The organism is Streptomyces sp. NPDC058008 (genome assembly GCF_042886395.1).
Taxonomy (GTDB): Bacteria; Actinomycetota; Actinomycetes; order Streptomycetales; family Streptomycetaceae; genus Streptomyces.
Window position 1 is genome coordinate 271,633 of sequence record NZ_JBHVQX010000005.1, and the last position, 22,227, is coordinate 293,859.

Consider the following 22,227-nt stretch of genomic DNA (forward strand, 5'->3'; position numbering starts at 1 on the left):
TCCCTTCGCGCTCTCCACGTCGATCGACGGTCTCGCCGTCCCCCAGGACCGCCGGCCGCACCGCAGCGATCCGAAAGCGGGCCCTGGGACATCCGCCTCCGTCGCCACCCCTGTCTGCCATCGCGCACCGCGTCCTCACATCCCGCTTCGCACCAGAGTTCGGCGGAGCCCGGAACCAGCACGCCTCCGGCGGCCACACACGGTCATGAACAGGGTGGATGCCATGGTGGATCGGCGACAGTTGGATACGCGAGCCCATCAGCACCGAGGCCGGTGTCCCCGAGGTGTGGCGCGGGTCACCGGAACCCCCCGGGCCGGCCGGAGAGGTAGGGGGTGTGAGATGTGATGAACAGGGAGACCCGGAACGCATGCGCGCACGGATCAGGGCGGGCGACCGCGAGGCGTTCGCCGCGCTCTACGAGGAGTACGCGCGGGCGGTCTACAACCACGCCTACCGGCTGACGGGCGACTGGTCCACGGCCGAGGAGGTCCTCTCCGAGACCTTCCTGGCCGCCTGGCGGACCCGGCACGCCGTCGAGCCGGAGGGCGGCCCGCTGCGGCCGTGGCTGCTCGGGATCGCCACGAACAGGGCGCGCAACGCGAACCGGGGTACGGGGCGACGCCTGGCCTTCCTGGCCCGCCGCCCCGCCCCCGAACCGGTGCCGGACATCGCGGACGCCGCGGCCGGACACGTCGACGACACACGGCGGCTCGCCGCGGTCCGCCAGGCGCTGGGCGGACTCCGCCGCCAGGAACGCGAGGTGCTGGTCCTCTGCGTCTGGTCCGGGCTGGACTACGCCGAGGCCGCCGAGGCCCTCGGCCTTCCGGTGGGCACCGTGCGGTCGCGGCTGTCCCGTGCCCGCGGCCGGCTGCGACGGCTCACCGACGAGCAGCTCCGCCGGACACCGGACGGGTCCCCGTGGGAGGCGGGGCCCGGGGACGAGGTCCGGTCCGGAACGGAACCCCGCCCCCGCCGCGGAGAGGTAGGGAGCAGGGCCGCGTTCGTGGCCCTGCCCATCCAGGAGGAAGCCCGATGAACGACCGTACCTCCGGCCCCGAGCGGGCCGAACGCGAGGAACTGGCCCGGCTGTTGCCGGCCCCGGCCGAACGGGACCTGCCCCCTGGCCGTCACCTCCACCACAAGGACACCCTGATGCGTCTGATCGACCAGGACGGCGACCGCGCCACCGCCCGCCCCCGGCCCCGCCTCCTGCGCCCCGCGGTCCTGCTCCCCGCCGCCGGACTGGCCCTCGGCGGGGTGCTGCTGACCACGCTCGCCGTGACGGGCCAGGACCACGCCCCGGTACCGGCCGCCGCAGGCACCAGCTCCGGGGCCGCGGCCTCGCGGGGCGCGGCCGTGCTGCTGGACCGGATCGCCTCGGTCGCCTCGAAGAGCGACGAACAGCAGGTCGCCGACGGGCAGTTCGTCTACGTCAAGACACTTCAGGCGGGGAACGAGGGTGAGTTCGGCGGTCCGGTGAAGCTGACCGAACCCCATGAGCGTGAGGTCTGGACGGCGCAGACGACGGGGCCGGTGGTCGATGAGGGCCTGATCCACGAGGACGGCTCGTACATCCCCCTCACCGTCGGGGTCCCGGACGGTGAACCCGCCGTCGGCTACCCGGCGGGCCTCAACCGGCCGACGTACACGTGGCTGGCCTCCCTGCCCACCGACCCCGACGCCCTGCTCCGGCGGATCGGCACCGAGATCACCCGGGACCAGGACGCACGCGACACCCCGGCCGAGGAGCGGGACCAGGCCCAGGACACCTTCGACACCATCGGTGAGCTGCTGCGGGAGACGTTGATGCCGCCGAGGACGGCGGCCGCCCTCTACCGCGCCGCGGCGAAGATCCCCGGCGTGATCGTGGACCCCGACGCGGTGGACGCGGCCGGCCGGCACGGCACCGGCGTGGCCCGCGACAACACCGCGGCCGGCTGGCGCACCGCCTGGATCTTCGACTCGGCCACCCTGGAGTACCTGGGCGAACGGAGCTACCTCGTCAGGGACACCGAGATGGGCCGGAAGGGCACCCTGATCGGTGAGTCGGCGGTCCTGGAGCGCGGGGTCGTGAACGCCCTCCGTGACAGGCCGTCGGCCGGGAAGCCGTCGACGACGGCCTGATCCCGGAGGGGATCCCGCCGGTGCCGGGCCACGGGCCCCGGCACCGGCGCCAGGTCCGTGCGCGGGGGACCGGTTCGCTCAGAAGTCGTCGGTGACCGGCCGCAGTTCGTAGTGGAGCGTACGGTCACGCCGCAGCCGGTGGACGAGCGGGACGGCCACCCCGTGCAGCGCCGGGTACTTGCGGGAGAGCATCCGGGCGGCGTGCGTGTCCTCCTTCGACCCCTCCGGGAGGAGCCGCGCCCAGGCCTTCACCGGCGGACCCGTCGGCGCGCCCCGTACGGTGCAGGGGGCGATCTCCACCACGGGGTGGTTGCGCATCCGGTCCACCTTCCAGGCCGAGGCGAACGTGCGGATGTAGGCGTGGTCCCCCTCGACGGCGATGCTGACGGGGGTACGGGCAGCTGATCCGTCCGGCCTGCGGCTGCTGAGGAGGACGGCGTACTGCCTCACGAAGGGCTCCAGCTCATGGATCGTCTCCATACCTCCCATGGTGCAGCAGAACGGATGATCCAGACTTTTCGGGCGCTTGTCCCGGCCCGGGGGCCGGGCCCTCGCGGAAACGGGCGGGCCCGGCCCCCGGGCCCCGCGTAGGCTCCGCCCATGCAGGCCGACGGTGCTCCCGCACCCTTCCCCACCTCCCGCCTCGACGCGCTCCCGCTCGACACCGCCCACGCCGAGGAGATGGCCGCGGTCCTCCGCGATCCCGCGCTCCACACCTTCACCGGAGGCGCCCCGGAGGACGCCGGTGCCCTGCGGGCCCGTTACGAGCGCCAGAGCGCCGGCTCGCCCGACCCCGCCGAACTCTGGTGGAACTGGGTCCTGCGGGTGCGTGACGGCGGGGCCCTGGCCGGTTACGTACAGGCCACCGTGCGCGGGTCCCGCGCGGAGGTGGCCTGGGTGATCGGGACGCCCTGGCAGGGCAGGGGGTACGCGAAGGAGGCGGCGGCGGGCCTGGTCCGCTTCCTCGTCGGGCAGGGCTCCGCGCGTACCGTCGTCGCCCACATCCACCCGGAGCACACCGCCTCCGCCGCCGTGGCCGCCGCCGCGGGGCTCCTGCCGACCGGGGAGTGGGAGGACGGCGAGGTGCGCTGGCTCCTGGACGCGCCCCGGGACGCCGCACCGGGCCGGCCGGTGGGCCCCGGACGTCCCTGATCACGACATGGCGTGAATTGTCTTATACGGTCGAAGGGCGCGGTGTGCGGACTCCGCGGCTCCTGCCTGGCGATCGACGGAGGCCTCGGGTGGGCGAACTGGGGAGGTTGGACGCCCTGCGGCTCGCCGGGCTCGGTGCGGCGGCCGACCAGGGCATGGACCGCTTCGCGCGGCTGGTCACCCGGCTCCTCGGGGTGCCGGTGTCGCTGGTCTCGCTGCTGGAGGCCGACCGGCAGGTCTTCCCGGGCATGGTCGGACTGGCCGAGCCCTGGGCGGCGCGGCGCGAGACCCCCCTGAGCCACTCCTTCTGCCAGCACGTGATCGTGGACGGCAGACCGCTGATCCTCGGCGACACGCGGACGCACCCCCGGACCTGCGGGAGCCTCGCCATCCCCGACCTCCAGGTGATCGCGTACGCGGGCATGCCGCTGACCGACGCCGACGGACACGTCCTCGGGTCGCTCTGCGCCATCGACCACACGCCCCGGCAGTGGTCGGCGGACGAGTTGCAGGACCTGGAGGACCTCACCGCCGCCTGCTCGGTGGAGCTCCGGCTGAGGATCGCCACCGAGCTGATCCGGCAGGACCGCGACCACGCCGGCCTGCTGCTGCGCGCCTCGGTCGAGCTGGGCCACTCCCGGGGCCTGGCGGACCTCACCCGCCGTCTGCGCCACCTGTTCGGCGGGCCCTCCGAGCCGTCCTTCGTGGGCCTGCTGCTCGCGGACGCCCACGGACTGCGACGGGTGGTCGACCCCGACGACGTGCGGCCGGTGGAGGCCGCCCTCGACCGCCTGGACCTGGACGCCGACTTCCCCAGCGCCCGGGCCCTCCGGGACGGGCGCACCGTCTTCGTCCCGGACCACGAGGCACTCGTGGCCGGGTTCAGCGCCGAGGCCGTGGCCGGGTACGACTCGCTGGGCCTGCGGTCGGTGCTGTGCGTTCCACTGCCGGGCGGCCGGGGCGTGCTGACGTGGTGCTGGTCCGACCCCCACGTCCTGGCGCTCACGGAGGAGGCGGTCCTCACCGCCGTCGCCGGATACGTGAGCCAGGCGGTGGAGCGCACCCTGTTCGTCGAGAACCGCCTCAGCACCGCCGAACAGCTCCAGTCCGCGATGCTGACCGACCTCCCGGCCGTGCCGGGCCTCGACATGGCCGCCCTGTACCTGCCGGCGACCGACCAGGACATGGTGGGCGGCGACTGGTACGACGCCTACGCCCTGCCACCGCTCCCGTCCGCCCCGCGGTCCTCCCTGATGCTGTCCATCGGCGACATCATCGGACACGACGTCCGGGCCGCCACCGTCATGGGCCAGGTCCGCAGCATGCTCCGCCAGGCCACCCTCGGCCACCCCGCGCACTCACCGGCCGCCGCCCTGGACGCGGTCGACAGCTCCTTCGGCGTACTGCCCCTCGGCCCCGGTGCGACCGCCGTGCACGCCCGCCTCGACCCGGACGGCGGCCGGTGGTCCCTGACATGGTCCAACGCCGGGCATCCGCCACCGCTGCTGCGGACGGCCGACGGCCGAGTCACCGTCCTGGGCGAGCACGACCTCCTGCTCCTCGGGTCGTCGGACGGCCTCGCCCGCCACGACCACACGCACGCACTGCCCCGGGACAGCGTGCTCCTGCTGTACACCGACGGCCTGGTGGAGCGCCGTGACGACGACATCGACACGAGCATCCAGCAGGCCGCCGCCACCCTGGCGACGCACGGCGGACTGCCCCTGCCGCTCCTGCTGGAGGTCCTTTCCCGAGGACTGGCGGACGTCCCGCAGCGCGACGACGTGGCGGTCCTCGTCATCCGCGTCACGGAAGGCCCGGGGTGACGCGGAAGCCCGCTGTCCGTGGGGGCGCGAGGCAGCCCGCTGCCGGGGGAGCCGGGTCGGGAGGCACCGGCCCCGAGCTGTCGTACGGGCCGTCGGCGGGCCCCGTCGCGGGACGTGCGGGCGGCCCGCGACCGGGAACGGCCCCGCACACCGGGGTGTGCGGGGCCGTTGCGGACGGGTGAGCGTCAGAGCTGGTCGATCACGTAGTCGACGCAGGCGGTGAGCGCCTGGACGTCCGCCGGGTCGATCGCCGGGAACATCGCCACGCGCAGCTGGTTGCGGCCCAGCTTGCGGTAGGGCTCCGTGTCGACGATGCCGTTGGCGCGGAGCACCTTGGCGACGGCCGCCGCGTCGATGCCGTCCTCGAAGTCGATCGTCCCGATGACCTGCGAGCGCTTCGCCGGGTCGGTGACGAACGGCGTGGCGTACTTGGACTCCTCGGCCCAGCCGTACAGGTGCTGCGAGGACGCGGCCGTGCGGCCGGTCGTGAACTCCAGGCCGCCCTGGGTGTTCATCCACTTCAGCTGCTCGTTCAGCAGGAAGAGGGTGGCCAGCGCCGGGGTGTTGTACGTCTGGTTCTTCAGGGAGTTGTCGATCGCCGTCGGCAGCGAGAAGAACTCCGGGATGTGCCGGCCCGAGGCGTGGACGCGCGCGGCGCGCTCCAGGGCCGCGGGGGAGAACACACCGATCCACAGGCCGCCGTCGGAGGCGAAGGACTTCTGCGGGGCGAAGTAGTAGACGTCCGTCTCGGTGATGTCGACCGGCAGGCCGCCCGCGCCGGAGGTGGCGTCCACCAGGACGAGGGAGCCCTCGTCGGCACCCGCGACCCGCTTGACCGGGGCGGCGACACCCGTCGAGGTCTCGTTGTGGGTGAAGGCGTAGACGTCCGTGCCCGCCTCGGCCTCCGGGTCCGGGTGGGTGCCCGGGTCCGAGGCGATGACGGTCGGGTCGGCCAGCCACGGGGCGAGCTTGGCGGCCTTCGCGAACTTCGACGAGAACTCGCCGAAGTTCAGGTGCTGGGACTTGTTCTCGATCAGACCGTGGGTCGCGACGTCCCAGAAGGCGGTGGAGCCGCCGTTGCCCAGGATGACCTCGTATCCCTCGGGGAGGGAGAAGAGGCTGCGCACGCCGTCACGTACCTCGCCGACCAGGTTCTTCACCGGGGCCTGGCGGTGGGACGTGCCGAGGAGAGAGGTGCCGGTCGCGGCCAGTGCGTCGACCGCCTCCGTCCGCACCTTGGAGGGCCCGGCGCCGAAACGTCCGTCGGCGGGCTTGAGGTCAGCGGGAATCTGGATGTCAGCCACGACCCGGAGCGTAGTCCCTCACGGATGCGGTCAGGTACCCCGTCCGTCCGGTGAGACACCCGCTCCGGGTGATCTTCGGCCCCCGCGGCCGGAAAGCGATGGGGCCGGTCAGCCGAGGTCGACCGGCAGCTCGTACAGGTCGTTCTGGGTGACGATCGGCTTGTTCCGCAGGTCGGAGGCGGGTACCGCGAGATCCAGATCCGGGAAGCGCTCGTACAGCGCGGGCAGCGCGACGCCTGCTTCCAGCCGGGACAGTGCGGCGCCCGGACAGACGTGCGGGCCGTGGCCGAAAGCGATGTGCCGGTTGGGGGAGCGGGTGATGTCGAACTCCCCCGCGGTCGGCCCGTACTGCTTCTCGTCGCGGCCCAGCGCGCCGAACGAGACGATCAGGGCCTCACCCTTGGGCAGGACCTTGTCGCCGACCTCGATGTCCTCGGTCGCGAAGCGGATCAGGACGTGCGAGGTCGGGGTGTTCCAGCGCAGGGTCTCCTCGATCACGTTCTCCCACGGCACCTCGCCGCTCAGCACGCGCTTGCGCTGCTCGGGGTGGGTCTGCAACGCCTCCACGACGTTGACGACCAGGCTGATCGTGGTCTCGTGACCGGCCGCGATGATCAGTTGCAGGGTGTTGACGATCTCCTCGTTGGTGAGGTGGTCGCCGTCCTCGGACGCCGCGATCAGGGCGCTGGTCAGGTCGTCGCCGGGGGCCGCCCGCTTGTCGTCGACGATCTTCGTGAAGAGGGTGCCGAGGTCCGCCATCATCTGCGGGACCTCCTCCGGCGGGGTCTGCGTCGAGAAGAACTTCTCGAACAGCTCCTTGAGCCGGGGGTGGTCGGCCGCGTCCACGCCCATCAGCTCACTGATGACGTTCATCGGCAGCGGGTAGGCGAACTCCGCCTTCAGGTCGACCGGTTCACCCTCGGGCAGGGCCGCGAGCCGGTCCAGGGAGGCGTTCGTCAGCGCCTCGATGCCGGACCGCAGCCGCTCCACCCGCTTCACGGTCAGGGCCTGCGCGACGAGCGTGCGCAGCCTGCGGTGGTCGGCGCCGTCGACGGTCAGCATCGAGCGGCCCGGGTTGGCGAGGCCGATCAGCGGCCAGTCCATCGGGATCTCGCCGCGCTGCCAGGCGTTCCAGACGCCGATGTCCTTGACGACCCGGCTGTCGGTGAGGAGCTGGCGGGCCTCCGCGTGGTGCGTCACCGCGTAGCAGTGGACCCCGCCGGGGAGCTCCACCTCGGCCAGCGGTCCCGCGGCGCGCAGCGCGGCGCTTTCGGAGTCGAGATCGGCGACGAGGGGATCGAGGGCGATCCGGGTCATTTCTGGCCTCCAAGTGCGGGGGTGGGCGTGAAGTGCACCGGCAGGTCCGTCAGCCCGCGCAGCCACGGGGACGGGCGCCGCGTCAACTGGTCCTCGGGGATGTCGAGGTCGATGTCCGGGAGCCGGTCCAGGAGCACCTCGATCCCCGTACGGGCGATGACCTCGGCGGTCTCCTGGGCCGGGAACGGGCAGCGGTGCTCGCCGTGGCCGAAGGAGAGGAACGCGTTGTTGCCGCCGGTCAGGGTGGAGCCGTCGGTGCGCACCTGCGGGTCGCCGTTGGCGGCGGCGATGCCGAGGAGCAGCATGTCGCCGGCGCGGATGTGGCGTCCGCCGAGGTGGGTGTCGCGGGAGGCCCAGCGGCCGGCCACGTTCTGGGTGGGGGTGTCCTCCCAGAGGACCTCGTTCATCGCCTCGGCGACGCTGTGCCGGCCGCCGGAGAGCGAGGCGGCGAAGCGGTCGTCGGTCAGCATCAGCCGCAGCGAGTTGCCGATCCAGTCGGCGGTCGGCTGGTGGCCCGCCGCCATCATCACCATGAGGTCCTGGGCGACCTCCTCGTCGGTGAATCCGCCGGGGTCGTCCAGCATCCTGGTCGCGACGTCGTCGCCGGGCTCCGCGTGCTTGTCGGCCAGGAGCTGGTACATCGCCCCGCCGAGGTGCTGCTGGCCGGCCAGGGCCCGCTCACGGCCGTCGATCATGTCGTTGAGCGCCCCCACGAGCGGCGCGCCGACCTCGTCGCTGAACCCGTAGAGCTTCGCCAGGACACGGGCCGGGAGCAGCATCGCGTACTCGGCGATGATGTCGGTCCGCCCGGTCGCGCAGAACCGGTCGATGAGGCTGTCGGCGAACTCCTCCGCGTACCCCTTCAGCGTGAACGGGTCGACGGCCTCCAGCGCGTTGCTGATCATGGCCGCGCGGACGGTGTGGCGTTCACCGACGGTGTAGAGGATCGACGGCTGCTTGCGGCCGATCATCGGCAGCAGCGGCCAGCCGTCCGGGATGTTGTCCCACTGGTTCCACAGGTCCGAGTCGCGGCTGAAGAGCACCGGGTCGTTGGTGACCTGGTGCAGTTCGCGGTAGCCGACGATCAGCCAGGCGGGTATGTCGCCGTCGAGCACGACCGGGGCCACCGCGCCGTGGTCGCGGCGCATGTCCCGGTACAGCCGCACGGGGTCGGTCTGGAACCGCGGCCCGGACAGGGGCACGGCGCCGCGGGACACGGGGCACTGGGTCACGGTGTCGGCTCCGGGGTCTTCGCCGCCGCCGCGGCGGGGCTTCCCGCCAGGGCGGCGTCCGCGGCCTTCGCGCGGGCGACGGACAGTGCGTGGACGTGCTCGACCAGCGTGATCAGGACGTACTTGCTGGACGAACGGTCCCGGGCGTCGCACTCGACGAGCGGGACGTCGGGGGACAGGTCGAGGGCCTCGCGGATCTGCTGCTCGGTGTGGAGCGGGCCGCCGAAGTCGTTGCACGCGACGATGAACGGCGTGCCGTGGTGCTCCAGCCGGTCGATCGCGTACCAGGAGTCGGCGAGCCGCCGGGTGTCGACGAGGACGACGGCGCCCAGGGTGCCGGAGAAGAGGCGGTCCCACAGGAACCAGAAGCGTTCCTGTCCGGGCGCGCCGAAGAGGTAGAGGACCGAGCGCGCGTCGAGCGTGATGCGGCCGAAGTCGAAGGCGACCGTGGTGGACGTCTTGGAGTGCACTCCGTCGAGGTCGTCCACGGCCTCACCCGCGCGGGTCATGGTCTCCTCCGTGTTGAGCGGACGGATCTCGCTCACGGATCGGACCATGGTGGTCTTGCCGACCCCGAAGCCGCCGACGACGACGATCTTCAGTCCGTTGTCGGCTGTCGCCTGCAGGGCGGCACGGTCAGAGGTTGCGGAGTCCAACGAGTACCTGTTCCAGGGTGTCGGTGTCGGGGAGCCGGTCCGCGACACGGGCAGTACGGGGATGGCGGGCGCTGATCCGACCGGTGTCGAGCAGGTCGCACAGCATGATGCGGACGATGCTGACGGGCAGCTTCAGGGTGGCCGAGATCTCGACGACCGCGGTGGGGCCGACGCACATCCGCAGGATCGCGACGTGTTCCGACTGCATCCCGGGGGCCGGCTCGCACTCGGCGACGATGAGCGTCACCAGGTCGAACGCCGCCGAGTCGGACCGGCTGCGGCCACCCGTGAGGGTGTACAGCCGGTCCGGGTCGTCGTCGCGTCCGGGACGGGGGCGCGGTACGGACGTCATACGTCCGCGGTTTCCGAGGACCGGGCCGCGGCGTCGCCGGCGGAGCCGCGCGGCGGTGCGACGAGGTACTCGCCGAGCTGCTCCACGAGTTCGCTCATGTTGTGGCCGACGAGGCCGACGTCGGAGTCCTCGGCCGCCACGACCGCCAGGTGGGCACCCGCGCCCGCCTCGACGATGAAGAGCACGCCGCCGTAGAACTCTGTCATCGCCGACCGTACGCCGCCGCTGCCGTCACCGAACTCGATGGACGCACCGTGCGACAGGCTCTGGATGCCCGCGGAGATCGCGGCCAGCTGGTCGGCCTGGTCGACGGAGAGTTCGGGGGTCCGGCACAGCTTCAGGCCGTCCCGGGACAGGACGAGGGCGTGCCGGGCGCCGGGCGTGCGGTCGAGCAGCCCCTCCAGCAGCCAGTTGAGCTTCTCGTCGGTGGTCGCGGTCATCGGGTGTTGCCTTCCGGGTGCGGGGAATTGGCTCGGACCGCCTGGCTGAAGGTGCTGAAGCGGGCAGCCTGCACCTTCGGGTCGGTGGCACGGGGCCGGGGGGAATCGGCTTCGCCGGGTGCGGCATTGCCGGTACGTGCTTCGGCGGCGGCCAGGGTGCGGCCGCGGCGGCGCCTGGGCAGACCGCTCTCGCCGACCTGCGGTACGGAGCCGGTCGACTCGGACGCCGACTCCGGGCTCCCGGGCGCGGCCTCGGCCCGCGACGCGGGGCCGGCGGAGTCCTCCGCCGCGCCGGTGCGGGCCGGCTCCTCCGTGACCGGCGTCGTGTGGTCCGGCTCGGGCTCGGGGTGCCGGACGGGCTCGGGCTGCCGTGCCTGCCCGGACCGGAGCCCGGACTCCGGGAGGGGAGCGGCCGTACGGGAGATGAGCTCCTGCGGGAGCATCATCAGCGCGCCCGTGCCGCCGCGCGCCGACGGGCGGAAGGACACGGTGAGGCCGTGCTTCCTGGCCAGCCGGCCGACGACGGCGAGGCCGAGCCGGGTGCCGGAGATCCCGGTGAGGTCCTGGTTGTCGGCGGACACGGCCCGCTCGGCGCGGCGCAGCTGCACGTCGCTCATCACCAGGCCGCTGTCCTCCACGGTGACGACGATGCCCGCGGGGACCTCCTCGACGTACACGTGCACCTCGGCGGTGGGCGGCGAGAAGTTCGCCGCGTTGTCGAGGAGTTCGGCCAGGGCGTGCATGACACCCTCGGCGGCGTGGCCCGCGATGGCCACGTCACTCGTGGAGTGCAGGCGGATGCGCTGGTAGCCGCCGATGCGGCCCATGGCGCCGCGCAGGATCGACTCCATCACGATGGGCTTGGCCCAGCGGCGCCCGGAGCGCGCACCGGTCAGCACGGCGATGGAGTCGGCGAGCCGGCCGCCCTGCGCCGTGCGGTGGTCCAGGTGCAGCAGGTCGCCGAGCACGTCCTCTGCGGTGTGCCGGTGCTCCATCTCCCGCAGGTCCGCCAGCATGCTCGTGGACAGCGCCTGCATCCGGCCCGCGGCGTTGGCGCAGGCGGCGACCGCCGCGGAGCGCTCGTTCTCGGCGCGCCGGGCGCGGGCGGTGAGCCGCGCGGCCTCGGCGGTGAGCCGCTCGTGCTGCTCGGCGGCCTCGACGGTGACGCGGGCGACCCGGTCGTCCGCCTCGGCGGTGACCCGGGCGCCCTCGGCGGAGGCGGCCGCTCTGATCCGGGCGGTCTCCGCGGTGAAGCGCTGCGCCTCGGCGGCGGAGGTCGAGACGAGACGGGAGGTCTCGGCGGTGAAGCGCTCGGAGTCGGCGGCCCGCAGGGCGCGCAGATGGCGGGCGCTGCTGAGCGCGTGGACCGCGACGGCCACCGCGACGCTCAGCAGCACGGCGGCGGCACCCGCCCCCCAGGAGAGCGGGGTCCGTACCGAGACGGGAGCGGCGGCGACGGCCCACAGGCACAGAGCACCGGTAACGGCTGCCGATATCAGCAGGGCGAGTGCGGTCGGCCGGAGTGAAGGGCGCAATCGGATTCCTCGGGGCGGACGTGCGGAGGAAGGGACAGGTGCGACAAGAGGTTCAACCGGGATATATCGGTGCGGTGGCGACGAAAGAGCCGCAACTAGAGCTGATTGTTCCCGATCAAGTCGAGGCAACTATAGGAGAATTGGCGACTTGTTTGGGGATTCCTTGTGGCCACTTCTGTATGAAATCTGGCTCGAACTGATTCCTGAGGGCCTCTGAGGGCGATGTTGTGCCGGTCAACGGGCAGGTTGGGCGGGTGAGTAGCGGGGAATGTGGCGTTATGTCCCGTGTGTGAGGCTTGATTTGTCACGATCGTCGCTCGTGGGCCGGTGGCCAGCTAGTGTGAGCGCTCCGGTGCAGTCGGCCTTTCGGGCCGGTACCGCCGTAAGACACACCGCGCGCCTTGAAGGGGGAGGCGCCGCGTGGCCCCGACGGAGGACGCAGGCAACCGTGGACGCGCAAGGCCGTGGGCGGGACGAGGGCATCGACCCCGCAGACCAGTGGGTACTCAACCCCGACACCGGTGATTACGAACTGCGACTGACCCCCTCCTCAGGGCGATCATCCGCGTCGGCCGGTTCGACCGACACCAGAACGCCCGGACCGCGCCGCAAGCCGGAACCGGAGAAGCCGCCGCCCGGCGACCGTGCCTCCGTGCCCGGCCAGCGCGGCGGGCGGCGGGGATCCGGCGGCGGGCGCGGGGAGCAGGACAGGACCCGGAAGCCGGGCAGCCGTGCGGCCGCACCGGCGGCGGCCGGGCGCCGCAAGGGGAAGTCCAGGAAGTCCGGCAGGAAGAAGGCCCTCGTGTGGACGGGCGGCGTGCTCGCCTTCCTCCTGGTGGGCGTCGGTACCACGGGCTTCCTCGTGTACCAGCACTTCAACGCGAACATCACCGCCGTCTCCACGGACGGCGCCGGTACCGGCGGCTTCAGCAAGGACCGGGCGATCAACGTCCTGGTGATCGGGACCGACAAGCGGACCGGCGAGGGCAACGAGGGCTACGGGGACAAGGGCAGTGTCGGCCACGCCGACACCAACATCCTCTTCCACGTCTCCAAGGACCGCACGAACGCGACCGCGCTGAGCATCCCCCGTGACCTCATAGCGGATATCCCGGACTGTCCGACGACCCTGGAGAACGGGGAGAAGAAGGACATCCCGGGGTCCACCGGCGGGCGCTTCAACACGAGCCTCGGCCAGTCCGAGCGCACTCCCAGCTGCACCATGCGGACCGTCACGGAGCTCACCGGCCTGGAGGTCGACCACTTCATGGTGGCCGACTTCAACGCGGTCAAGAGCCTGACGACCGCCGTCGGCGGCGTGGAGGTATGCCTCGCCAAGGACATCGACGACAAGGACTCCCACCTCAAGCTGCCCAAGGGCAAGCACACCATCGAGGGCGAGCAGGCCCTGTCCTTCCTGCGTACCCGGCACTCCGTCGGATTCGGCAGCGACCTGAGCCGCATCGAGATACAGCAGCAGTTCCTGGGCTCCTTGATGCGCAAGCTGAAGTCCAACGACACCCTGACCAGCCCCACCAAGATGTGGTCGCTCGCCGAGGCGGCCACCAAGGCGCTCACCGTCGACGACAAGATCGCCGACATCAACCAGCTCCGCAAGCTGGGCATGGAACTGGCGTCGGTCGACCCCAAGAACATCACGTTCACCACGGTTCCCGTGCTGGACAACCCGGATGACAAGGCCACCGTGATCCTGGACCGGTCCAGGGCGCCGCAGGTCTTCTCGATGATGCGTGAGGACGTCTCCTTCACCGCCGTGGAGAAGCAGGAGAAGGCCGAGGCGAAGGCCGAGGAGGCCGCCAAGCTGAAGGGCGAGATGGCCGACGCGGCGGACGTGCGCGTGGACGTCTACAACGGCGGTGCCCCCGCCGGCTCCGCGCAGAACGCCCTGGACTGGCTCCAGAACGACGAGGGCGTACTGAAGTCCACCAACAAGGCGAACGCGCCGGAGAACGTGAAGAAGACCCAGCTCGTCTACGCCCCCAACCAGGCGGACCAGGCCCGCAGGCTGGCCGACCTGATGGGCATGTCGGCCTCGGCCCTCAAGCCCACGACGACGGACGCGGGCGCGATGGACCCGATGGTGCTGACCCTGGGCCCGGACTTCACCCAGGCGGGCAGCCCGCTCTCGGCCCCGAAGACGGCCCCGAAGGACATCCAGCGCGTGGAGGCGGACAAGGCGGTCTGCGCGGAGTGACCGTCGGCCGGCCCACGGGGTGACCGGGGGCCGGCCTCAGGTGACCAGGGGGCGACCTGAGGGGTGACCGGGGCTGGCTCTCGGGTGATCGTGGGCCGACCTGCGGGGTGGTTGTGGGTCGACCCGTGAGGTGACCGCGCGTCGGCCCGTTGGGCGACCGCGCGTCGGCCCGTGGGGTGGCAGCCGACCGTTTCTCGCGATGCCCCGGACGGATCCGCTCCCGGCGGTGGGCCCGTATCCGGTGCGGTGGGCTCCGCCCCTCCCGGCGGCCCCGCTCACCACCGCCCGTTGCGCCGAGTCCGCCGCCGTCCGCCGCCTCGCCCGTGCGCCCGCAGCCGTTGCGCCGAGTCCGCCGCCGTCCGCCGCCTCGCCCTCCGCCCCAGCCGTTGCGCCGAGCCCGCCGCCTCGCCCGTGCGCCCCCAGCCGCCTCGCCGTCCGCCCCAGCTGTTGCGCCGAGCCCGCCGCCTCGCCCGTGCGCCCTCAGCCGCCTCGCCGCCTGCCCCAGCCGCCGCCTCGCCGTCCGCCCCAGCTGTTGCCCCGCCGTCCGCTTCTGCCGTCGCCCACCCCGTCCCGGTGCCCGCTTCTGCCGTCGCCCACCGCACCCCACCCCACCCCACCCCACCCCGTCCCGGCGCCCGCGGTTCGTCCGGCGCTCCAGGGCTCCCCCCGGCCCCGGGGCGGGCATGCTGGCCCCATGCCCGCCAACGACCTCGCCCGAGCCCTGGCCCGTGCCATCCGCGGCGACGTGCGGTCCGACGCGACCGCCCGTGCCCTGACCACCATGGACGCGTCCAACTACCGCCGCGTCCCGCAGCTGGTCGTGGCGCCCCGTGACGCCGAGGACGTCGCCGAAACGCTGCGCGTCTGCCGTGAGCACGCCACACCCGTCGTGCCCCGGGGCGCGGGTACCTCCATCGCCGGACAGGCCACCGGTACCGGCGTCGTCCTGGACTTCACCCGCCACATGCGGTCCGTCACCGAACTGGACCCCGTCACACGCACCGCCGTGGTCCAGCCCGGCGTCGTCCTGGACGACCTGCGGGCCGCGGCGGCCCCGCACGGGCTGACGTTCGGCCCCGACCCCTCCACCCACAGCCGCTGCACGCTCGGCGGCATGATCGGCAACAACTCCTGCGGCTCGCACTCCGTGGCCTGGGGCACCACCGCCGACAACGTCCGCAGCCTCCGCGTCGTCCGCTACGGCGGAGGCGGGAGCCTGCACATCGGACGCGGCCTGCCCGACGGGCCGCCCGGCCTCCACACGTTCGCCGCGGGCCACCTCGCGCTCCTGCGCACCGGCTTCCCCGAACTCCCGCGCCGCATCTCCGGATACGCCCTCGACGCGCTGCTCCCCGAGCACGGCCCGGACCCCGCCCGCGCGCTCTGCGGGAGCGAGGGGACGCTCGCCGTGGTCACCGAGGCGACCGTCCGCCTCGTCGCGACGCCCGCCGCCCGCGCGCTCGCCGTCCTCGGGTACCCCGACGAGGCGGCCGCCGCCGAAGCCGCCCCGGGCCTCCTCCCGTACGGCCCGCTCACCGTCGAGGGCATGGCCGCCGACCTCGTACGCGAACCGGCCGGGCTGCCGCGCGGCGCGGCCTGGCTGTTCGTCGAGACGGGCGGGACCACCCCCGCCGAGGCCCGCGCCCTCGCCGCCCGGATCCTGCGCGCCGCCGACGCCCTGGACGGCACCGTCGTCACCGCACCCGCCGCGATGCGGAACCTGTGGCGCATCCGCGAGGACGCCGCCGGTACGGCGACCCGCATGCCCGACGGGACGGAGGCGTGGCCGGGCTGGGAGGACTGCGCCGTGCCGCCCGCCCGCCTCGGCCCGTACCTCCGCGACTTCCGGGCCCTGCTCGCCGCACACGGCCTGCACGGCACCCCGTACGGGCACTTCGGCGACGGCTGCATCCACGTGCGCGTCGACTTCGACCTGCTGACCGAACAGGGCGTGGCCCGCTTCCGCCGCTTCTCCGAGGACCAGGCCGCGCTCGTCGTCGCGCACGGCGGATCACTCAGCGGCGAGCACGGCGACGGGCAGGCGAGGGCCGAGCTGCTGCCCCGGATGTACGGCGACGACATGGTGGACCTGTTCACCCGCTTCAAGGACCTCTGGGACCCCGACGGCGGCCTGAACCCCGGCATCCTCGTCCGGCCCGCACGGCTCGACGAGAACCTCCGCTTCGCCGTGCTCCCCCGCCGCCCCGTGGACGTGGCCTTCGGCTACCCGCACGACGGCGGTGACTTCTCGGCAGCCGTACGCCGCTGCGTCGGCGTCGCCAAGTGCCGTACTTCGAGCCCCGGTCAGGACGTCATGTGCCCCTCCTTCCGGGCCACCGGCGAGGAGGCGCACTCCACCCGGGGCCGAGCCCGGCTGCTGCACGAGATGCTGGCCGGCGAGGTGATCACGGACGGCTGGCGGTCCACGGAGGTACGGGACGCGCTCGACCTGTGCCTGTCCTGCAAGGGCTGCCGCACCGACTGCCCGGTCGGCGTCGACATGGCCACCTACAAGGCGGAGTTCCTCCACCACCACTACCGGAACCGGCTCCGCCCTGCCGCGCACTACGCGATGGGCGGGCTCCCCGGGTGGCTGCGCGCGGCGGCCCCCTTCGCGGGCGTGCTCAACGCCCTGGCGCGGATCCGGCCGCTCGCCTCCCTCGCCCGGCGGCTCGGCGGCATCGACCCGCGCCGGGCGCTCCCGGTGCTGGCCCGGCAGACGTTCCGTGCCTGGGTACGCGCCCACACCCCGGGGGCCGGGGAGAGCGTCGTCCTCTGGCCGGACACCTTCACCGACCACCTCTCCCCGGAGGTCGGCCGCGCGGCGGTCCGGGTCCTGGAGGCGGCGGGCCGGACGCCGGTCCTGCCCGGGCGGGGCGTGTGCTGCGGCCTCACCTACGTCTCGACGGGGCGGCTCGACGCCGCCCGCGCCGTGATGCGCCGCACCCTGGACGTGATGGGCCGGGCGCCCGGCGGCCCGGTCGTCGTCCTGGAACCCAGTTGCGCCGCCGCCCTCCGCACGGACCTGCCGGAACTCCTGCCCGACGACCCGCGCGCCGCCCGGCTCGCCGCATCCGTACGCACCCTGGCGCAGTACCTGGAGGAGTACGCGCCCGACTGGACACCGCCCCGGCTCGACCGCCGCGTCGCCGGGCAGACCCACTGCCATCAGCACGCCGTGCTCGGCGACGCGGCCGAGCGCGGGCTCCGTGAACGGGCGGGGCTGACCGGTGAGCTGAGCGGCGGCTGCTGCGGGCTGGCCGGCAACTTCGGCTTCGAGAAGGGCCACTGGGACGTCTCGGTGGCCTGCGCCGAGGACCAGCTGCTCCCCTCCGTACGGGCGGCGGAACCCGGCACGGAGCTGCTGGCCGACGGCTTCTCCTGCCGCACCCAGCTCGACCAGCTGACCGGACGGCGCGCCCGCCATCTCGCCGAGGTGCTGGCGGAGGGGCTGGAGACGTAGCAGAGGCCGCGCCTCTCGCGTGCTGCGAGACGGCCGCGTTCACCGCCGCGGGCACGGTGCCCCGGCCGCCGTGTGGCGGGCGCGTTCAGTCCCGGGTACGGCGCCTCCGTGGAGGACCGGAGACGTTGCCGAGGGCGCGTCCCCCGTGCTGCCGGACGGCCACGTTCACCGCCGCGGACACGGCGCCCCGTCCGCTGTGTGGCGGGCGCGTTCGGCCCGGGGCACGGTACCCCCGGTGGAGGAGCGGGCGGCGTCCGGCGAGGCCCCGGCGATGCCCGCTCCGGCCCGGTCCCGTTCGGAAACGGTGGCCGGTCCGGTCGGTATCCAGCCCCAACCGCCCGTCACCGCACCGGCGTTCCCCGTCAGCCGGTGGAACGTCCGGAGGTGCCGCGCTGTTCGCGCGCCACGATCTCCCGTGCCAGCGCGGCCAGTCGTGGCAGCGCCGGGTGGCCGGGTCCGTCCCGGCAGGCCAGCAGGACGGGCAGGGGTGGAGCGTCGGCCAGCGGCACGTAGGCGACCCCGGCGTGCGGATGCATCTGGGCCGTGGCGGCGCCCGACACCCCGCTGCCGCGCCCCGCCGCGATGGCGGTGACCCAGTCGTCGGTGTTGACCACGGTCAGCGTGGCGGCCGGCCGTGAGCGCGGCGGCCACAGGCCGAGCGTGGTGGCGCCCGAGACGGTGTTCAGTACGACCGTCTCGCCGGTCAGATCGGCCAGGGACAGTGAGGAGCGGCCCGCCAGCGGGCCGTCGGCGGCCACGGCGGCCACCCGCTCCTCGGTGAACAGCACCTCCGTGACGAGCCCCGGAGTGTCCACGGGCCCCCGGAGCACCGCGGCGTCCACCTCGCCGCGCGCCAGGCCCGCCGTCCGGTCGTCGATACGCAGCAGTTCGAGCGGGGTCCCCGGGTGGCGCCGCTGCCAGGTCCGCAGCAGCGGTGTGGTGTACGGGCCGAACGCGGACCAGGCGTGCCCGAGCCGCAGCGGCCGGTGGTGCGGCCGGCCGGGGTCCAGGGCCTCGTCGAAGGCGCCGACCGCGGCGGCTGCCTTGTCGCGGAAGGCGACACCCTCGGCGGTCAGGGCGAGGTGGTGGGTGGACCGGTCGACGAGCCGGACGCCCAGGTGCTTCTCCAGGGCGGCCAGCGTCCGGGAGACGACCGGCTGGGTGACCCGGAGCCGGACGGCGGCACGGGTCACGCTGCCCTCGTCGGCTACGGCGAGGAAGGCCCGCAGATGACGGATCTCGATCCCGCGCCCGGCGTTCCCTCTGTCCTGTCCAGTGCTCATGCGTCCGGAGCATAACGGGAGCGCAATCGGCATTTCACGGGAGGCGCGCGGGTCTCTACGGTGAGGGCGTGGGCGGCTCCCGTGCGGTGCCGTACTGTAGACCCCTTGGTGCACTTCAATGGACTGAATGGAAGGTGTCCGGTGAACGACCCGCGCGCTGCCGCAGAGTCGGCCGCTGCCGTTGCCGTCCCCGAGGCGGTGTCCGCGCTCGACGAGCCCGCGCACGCCCGGGCGGGCCGCCCCGGCGGCCGGGGGGCCGCGCTCGGCCCGGTCGCGCTCGTGGTGGCGGGCGGGCTCTCCGTCCAGTTCGGCGCGGCGGTCGCGGTCCTGCTGATGCCGAAGGCCGGCGCGCTCGGCGTGGTCACCCTGCGCCTCGCCGCCGCCGCGCTCGTCCTGCTGGTCGTGTGCCGGCCGAAGCTGCGTGGCCACTCGCGCGCCGACTGGGGCACCGTGGTGGCCTTCGGTGTCGCGATGGGCGGGATGAACACGCTCTTCTACCAGGCCGCCGACCGCATCCCGCTGGGCGCGGCCGTCACCCTGGAGGTGCTGGGCCCGCTGGTCCTCTCCGTCGTCGCCTCACGCCGCCTGATCAGCCTGGTCTGGGCGGGGCTCGCGCTCTGCGGAGTCGTCCTGCTCAGTGGAGGCGGCTTCGACCGCCTGGATCCGGTCGGGACGGCGTACGCCCTGGCGGCGGGCGTCATGTGGGCGGTGTACATCCTCTTCAGCGCCCGCACCGGCCGCCGCTTCCCCCAGGCGGACGGACTGGCCCTCGCCATGGTCGTGGCGGCGGTCCTCTCGCTGCCCCTCGGCATCATGGAATCCGGCTCGAAGCTCGTGGTCCCCTCCACGCTGGGGCTGGGCATCGCCGTGGCGCTGCTGAGCTCCGTCCTTCCGTACACCCTCGAACTCATGGCCCTGCGCAGGCTGCCCGCGCCCACCTTCGCGGTCCTGATGAGCCTCGAACCGGCCATCGCGGCCGCCGCCGGGTTCCTCATCCTCGACCAGGCGCTCTCCACGACCGACGCCCTGGCCATCGCCCTGGTCATCGGGGCGAGCATGGGCGCGGTGCGCAGCCAGACGGCCCGGGTGGCGTCACCGCGCCGGGAGCGGACACGAGGAGCACGATGGAAGGGAGCGGAGGAAGGAGGCCCGCGCATGGGATCCGCGAAGGGAACCGATGAGTACGAGGGGCTCTACGCGCACACCCCCTCGCAGGCCGAGGGCGAACGTGACGAGCCGGCCGTGCGCGGCCAGGCCCCCGAGACGCACCCCGACGTCCCCCGGACCGAACCCTCCCAGGCCGAGGGCGACCGTACGGAGTGACGCGCCCCAGGCGCGACGGCCGCAGGTGTGACGCTCCCGGGCGCGACGGCCCAGGTATCGGGTGCCCGCGCGGTGGGCCCTGCCCCGCAGACGGTTCCGGGGCGTGAACGACGGTGTGTACGTGGGTGGTGCGGCCGGGGACGCCGTCCTGGACCACGGGTGACCGACGAGGCACTGCACGGACCCGGCCGACCCGCGCCACAGTGGGACCCTGGAGATCAACGGGGCGTCCACGTGCGGGGCGGCGAGCGGCCGTGAGGGTGAGCGAGTGGCCGTGACGGGTGAGTGGCGAGGACTGTACGGTGCCCGCCCTCGTCGGCGACCATTTCCGCATGCCGTTTCCGCGCCCGGTTCCCGCACGTGACGTCCTGTCGGATCCCCGCACGTGACGTCCTGTCGGACCTCCGCGTGGCGTCCTGCCGGAGCGTCAGGGCGACTACGCCGCTCGGGGCCGGGGCGTCAGGGCGACTACGTCGCTCGGGGCCGGGGCGCGTCGGTCACTCCTGGTAGGCGGAGGACGAGTCCGTGGTCATGATCGTGCCGTGGTCCTCCGTCCCTGGATACGGGGCGGCCCGCGCCGTCTGAGGGGCGCTTCCTCCTCCGCCCGCGTCCTACCGAAGCGGCCTCGCCGTCACCGCTCGTCGGCCGAGGAGCGGTACGCCCTCACCGGCCCGCGTCTCAGGGCTGTTTCGCGGCCCGCCGCCCGCCGCCCGCGGCCCACAGCCCCCAAGCCCACTGTCCGCCGCCCGTCGCCCCTGCCCGCCGCCCGAGGGTCATTGGGCCGCCCACCACCCTGCGGTCCAGGGCCGTCTCGTCACCTACGGCTCACCCGACGGCTCACCCACGGCTCACCCACCGCCCTGCGGCCGAAGCCCGGTTCGCGGTCTCTCCCGCCTCCTCCCGAAGGCCGTTCCGGCGCCACCCGCCTCTGCCCGTACCCACAGCCGCCCCCGGCGCTCCGGGGGCGGCTTCTCCTTGTGCGGTGCCTCGGCCGGTATACCCCCGGCCGGACTGCCCCCCGTGCGTTCACCTTCATTGCATTGCAACGGTCACGGGAGTGACGTTGCGTTAGCCTTGAAATCGTTGCAATGAAATACCTATCTCTACCTGCATGTACGTGATTTGAGCGCAACGAGCATGTTGCCGGTCAATGGAAAGCAACGTAGCGTTTCCACTATCAGAAACGGCGACCGCGGACTGTGGACGCTGCCGACGAAGGAGACCGTGATGCAGAAGTTCGACACCCCCGCCGCCATCGAGACCGTCCTCGACATCCCCGCAGGACGCGTCCAGTTCATCGCCGCCGACCGCACCGACACCACCGTCGAGGTCCGCCCTGCCAGCCCCTCCAGGAGCCGTGACGTGAAGGCGGCCGAACAGACCGACGTCACCTACGCCGACGGCGTCCTGCGGATCCGGACCCCGGAGGCGAAGAACCGCGTCCTCGGCACCTCCGGATCCGTCGAGGTCACCGTCCAGCTGCCGGCCGGTTCCCGGGTGGAGGCGAGGGCCGCCGCCGCCGAGTTCCGCGGTGTGGGGCGCCTCGGTGACGTCGTCCTCGACGGCGGTCACGGCTCAGTCAAGCTCGACGAGGCCGCGAGCGCCCGCCTCACCGCCCTCGACGCGCACATCACCGTCGGCCGGCTGAACGGTCCCGGCGAGATCAGCACCCAGCGGGGTGACCTGCACGTCGTCGAGGCCGTGCGCGGACGGCTCACGCTGACCACCCGGCAGGGCGACATCACCGTCGGTGCCGCCTCGGGGGTGTCGGCCGCACTCGACGCCGGCACCGGCCACGGGCGCGTCGACAACGCGCTGAGGAACACCGACGGAGCCTCCGCCGGTCTCACCATCGATGCGACCACCGACCAGGGCGACATCACGGCCCGCAGCCTCTGACGCGGGCCGCGCGCCCCGCACCCGGCGGCCTGGGCCGCGCCCGCCGCACCCGGCGGTCCCTGCCCCGCCCGCCCCTCCGATCCCCTTCCGCCCCCTCCGATCCCC

Annotated in this window: 16 protein-coding genes and 1 pseudogene; 8 read left to right on the forward strand and 9 right to left on the reverse strand. The window is 73.3% G+C overall.

The features are described from left to right. Positions 1–368 precede the first annotated feature (368 nt). Both ACFVS9_RS07415 and ACFVS9_RS07420 read left to right on the forward strand, forming a co-directional pair. Complete coding sequence (locus ACFVS9_RS07415) at positions 369–1,037, forward strand: RNA polymerase sigma factor (RefSeq protein WP_383113536.1); 669 nt, start codon at positions 369–371, stop codon at positions 1,035–1,037. Further along, the gene (locus ACFVS9_RS07420) at positions 1,034–2,125 is read left to right on the forward strand and encodes a CU044_5270 family protein (protein ID WP_389930787.1); all 1,092 of its coding nucleotides are present in this window, start codon (positions 1,034–1,036) and stop codon (positions 2,123–2,125) included. Before ACFVS9_RS07415 ends, ACFVS9_RS07420 begins: the two co-directional genes overlap by 4 nt. A 78-nt stretch (positions 2,126–2,203) precedes the next feature. Here the strand turns inward: ACFVS9_RS07420 and ACFVS9_RS07425 are convergent, their stop codons facing one another. Beyond that, positions 2,204–2,605 carry a PPOX class F420-dependent oxidoreductase gene (locus tag ACFVS9_RS07425; RefSeq protein ID WP_383113534.1) on the reverse strand — a complete coding sequence of 134 codons (402 nt, stop codon included), beginning with the start codon at positions 2,603–2,605 and terminating at the stop codon, positions 2,204–2,206. Between the two features lie 120 nt (positions 2,606–2,725). Here ACFVS9_RS07425 and ACFVS9_RS07430 point away from each other — a divergent pair, with 120 nt between their 5' ends. Beyond that, on the forward strand, positions 2,726–3,277 hold the full coding sequence (locus tag ACFVS9_RS07430) for a GNAT family N-acetyltransferase (protein WP_389930789.1): 552 nt from the start codon (positions 2,726–2,728) through the stop codon (positions 3,275–3,277). Between the two features lie 89 nt (positions 3,278–3,366). Beyond that, positions 3,367–5,103 (forward strand): GAF domain-containing SpoIIE family protein phosphatase, encoded by a 1,737-nt coding sequence (locus ACFVS9_RS07435; protein WP_389930791.1) that lies wholly within the window; start codon positions 3,367–3,369, stop codon positions 5,101–5,103. 185 nt (positions 5,104–5,288) lie between these two features. Here ACFVS9_RS07435 and serC read toward each other — a convergent pair whose 3' ends face one another. From serC to ACFVS9_RS07470, 7 genes are all read right to left on the reverse strand, one after another. Then, positions 5,289–6,407 carry a phosphoserine transaminase gene (gene serC, locus ACFVS9_RS07440; RefSeq protein ID WP_383113531.1) on the reverse strand — a complete coding sequence of 373 codons (1,119 nt, stop codon included), beginning with the start codon at positions 6,405–6,407 and terminating at the stop codon, positions 5,289–5,291. A 108-nt stretch (positions 6,408–6,515) separates the two neighbouring features. Continuing rightward, positions 6,516–7,724 carry a cytochrome P450 gene (locus ACFVS9_RS07445; RefSeq protein WP_383113530.1) on the reverse strand — a complete coding sequence of 403 codons (1,209 nt, stop codon included), beginning with the start codon at positions 7,722–7,724 and terminating at the stop codon, positions 6,516–6,518. After that, positions 7,721–8,956, reverse strand: coding sequence for a cytochrome P450 (locus ACFVS9_RS07450; RefSeq protein ID WP_383113529.1), 1,236 nt, complete (start codon positions 8,954–8,956; stop codon positions 7,721–7,723). Before ACFVS9_RS07450 ends, ACFVS9_RS07445 begins: the two co-directional genes overlap by 4 nt. Beyond that, a complete protein-coding gene (locus ACFVS9_RS07455; protein WP_383113528.1) occupies positions 8,953–9,612 on the reverse strand; it encodes an ATP/GTP-binding protein in 660 nt (219 codons plus the stop codon). Before ACFVS9_RS07455 ends, ACFVS9_RS07450 begins: the two co-directional genes overlap by 4 nt. After that, positions 9,593–9,964, reverse strand: a complete 372-nt coding sequence (locus tag ACFVS9_RS07460; RefSeq protein ID WP_389930794.1) for a DUF742 domain-containing protein — start codon at positions 9,962–9,964, stop codon at positions 9,593–9,595. Before ACFVS9_RS07460 ends, ACFVS9_RS07455 begins: the two co-directional genes overlap by 20 nt. Further along, positions 9,961–10,404 carry a roadblock/LC7 domain-containing protein gene (locus ACFVS9_RS07465; RefSeq protein ID WP_383113526.1) on the reverse strand — a complete coding sequence of 148 codons (444 nt, stop codon included), beginning with the start codon at positions 10,402–10,404 and terminating at the stop codon, positions 9,961–9,963. Before ACFVS9_RS07465 ends, ACFVS9_RS07460 begins: the two co-directional genes overlap by 4 nt. Then, positions 10,401–11,939 carry an ATP-binding protein gene (locus ACFVS9_RS07470; RefSeq protein ID WP_389930796.1) on the reverse strand — a complete coding sequence of 513 codons (1,539 nt, stop codon included), beginning with the start codon at positions 11,937–11,939 and terminating at the stop codon, positions 10,401–10,403. Before ACFVS9_RS07470 ends, ACFVS9_RS07465 begins: the two co-directional genes overlap by 4 nt. Before the next feature lie 448 nt (positions 11,940–12,387). Between ACFVS9_RS07470 and ACFVS9_RS07475 the strand changes: the two genes are divergently transcribed. Both ACFVS9_RS07475 and ACFVS9_RS07480 read left to right on the forward strand, forming a co-directional pair. Further along, positions 12,388–14,154, forward strand: a complete 1,767-nt coding sequence (locus tag ACFVS9_RS07475) for an LCP family protein (protein WP_383113524.1) — start codon at positions 12,388–12,390, stop codon at positions 14,152–14,154. A gap of 694 nt (positions 14,155–14,848) precedes the next feature. Further along, positions 14,849–17,617, forward strand: coding sequence for an FAD-binding and (Fe-S)-binding domain-containing protein (locus ACFVS9_RS07480; protein WP_389930798.1), 2,769 nt, complete (start codon positions 14,849–14,851; stop codon positions 17,615–17,617). Between the two features lie 362 nt (positions 17,618–17,979). Here ACFVS9_RS07480 and ACFVS9_RS07485 read toward each other — a convergent pair whose 3' ends face one another. Beyond that, entirely contained in the window at positions 17,980–18,900 is a 921-nt protein-coding gene (locus tag ACFVS9_RS07485) for a LysR family transcriptional regulator (RefSeq protein ID WP_389930800.1), read from the reverse strand. A 141-nt stretch (positions 18,901–19,041) separates the two neighbouring features. On the opposite strand from ACFVS9_RS07485, the pseudogene ACFVS9_RS07490 reads away from it, so the two are divergent. Together ACFVS9_RS07490 and ACFVS9_RS07495 are read left to right on the forward strand one after the other, a co-directional pair. After that, positions 19,042–19,998, forward strand: a pseudogene (locus ACFVS9_RS07490) (DMT family transporter); the annotation flags it as partial. 1,452 nt (positions 19,999–21,450) lie between these two features. After that, positions 21,451–22,122 carry a hypothetical protein gene (locus ACFVS9_RS07495; protein ID WP_389930802.1) on the forward strand — a complete coding sequence of 224 codons (672 nt, stop codon included), beginning with the start codon at positions 21,451–21,453 and terminating at the stop codon, positions 22,120–22,122. The last annotated feature ends 105 nt before the right edge of the window (positions 22,123–22,227 follow it).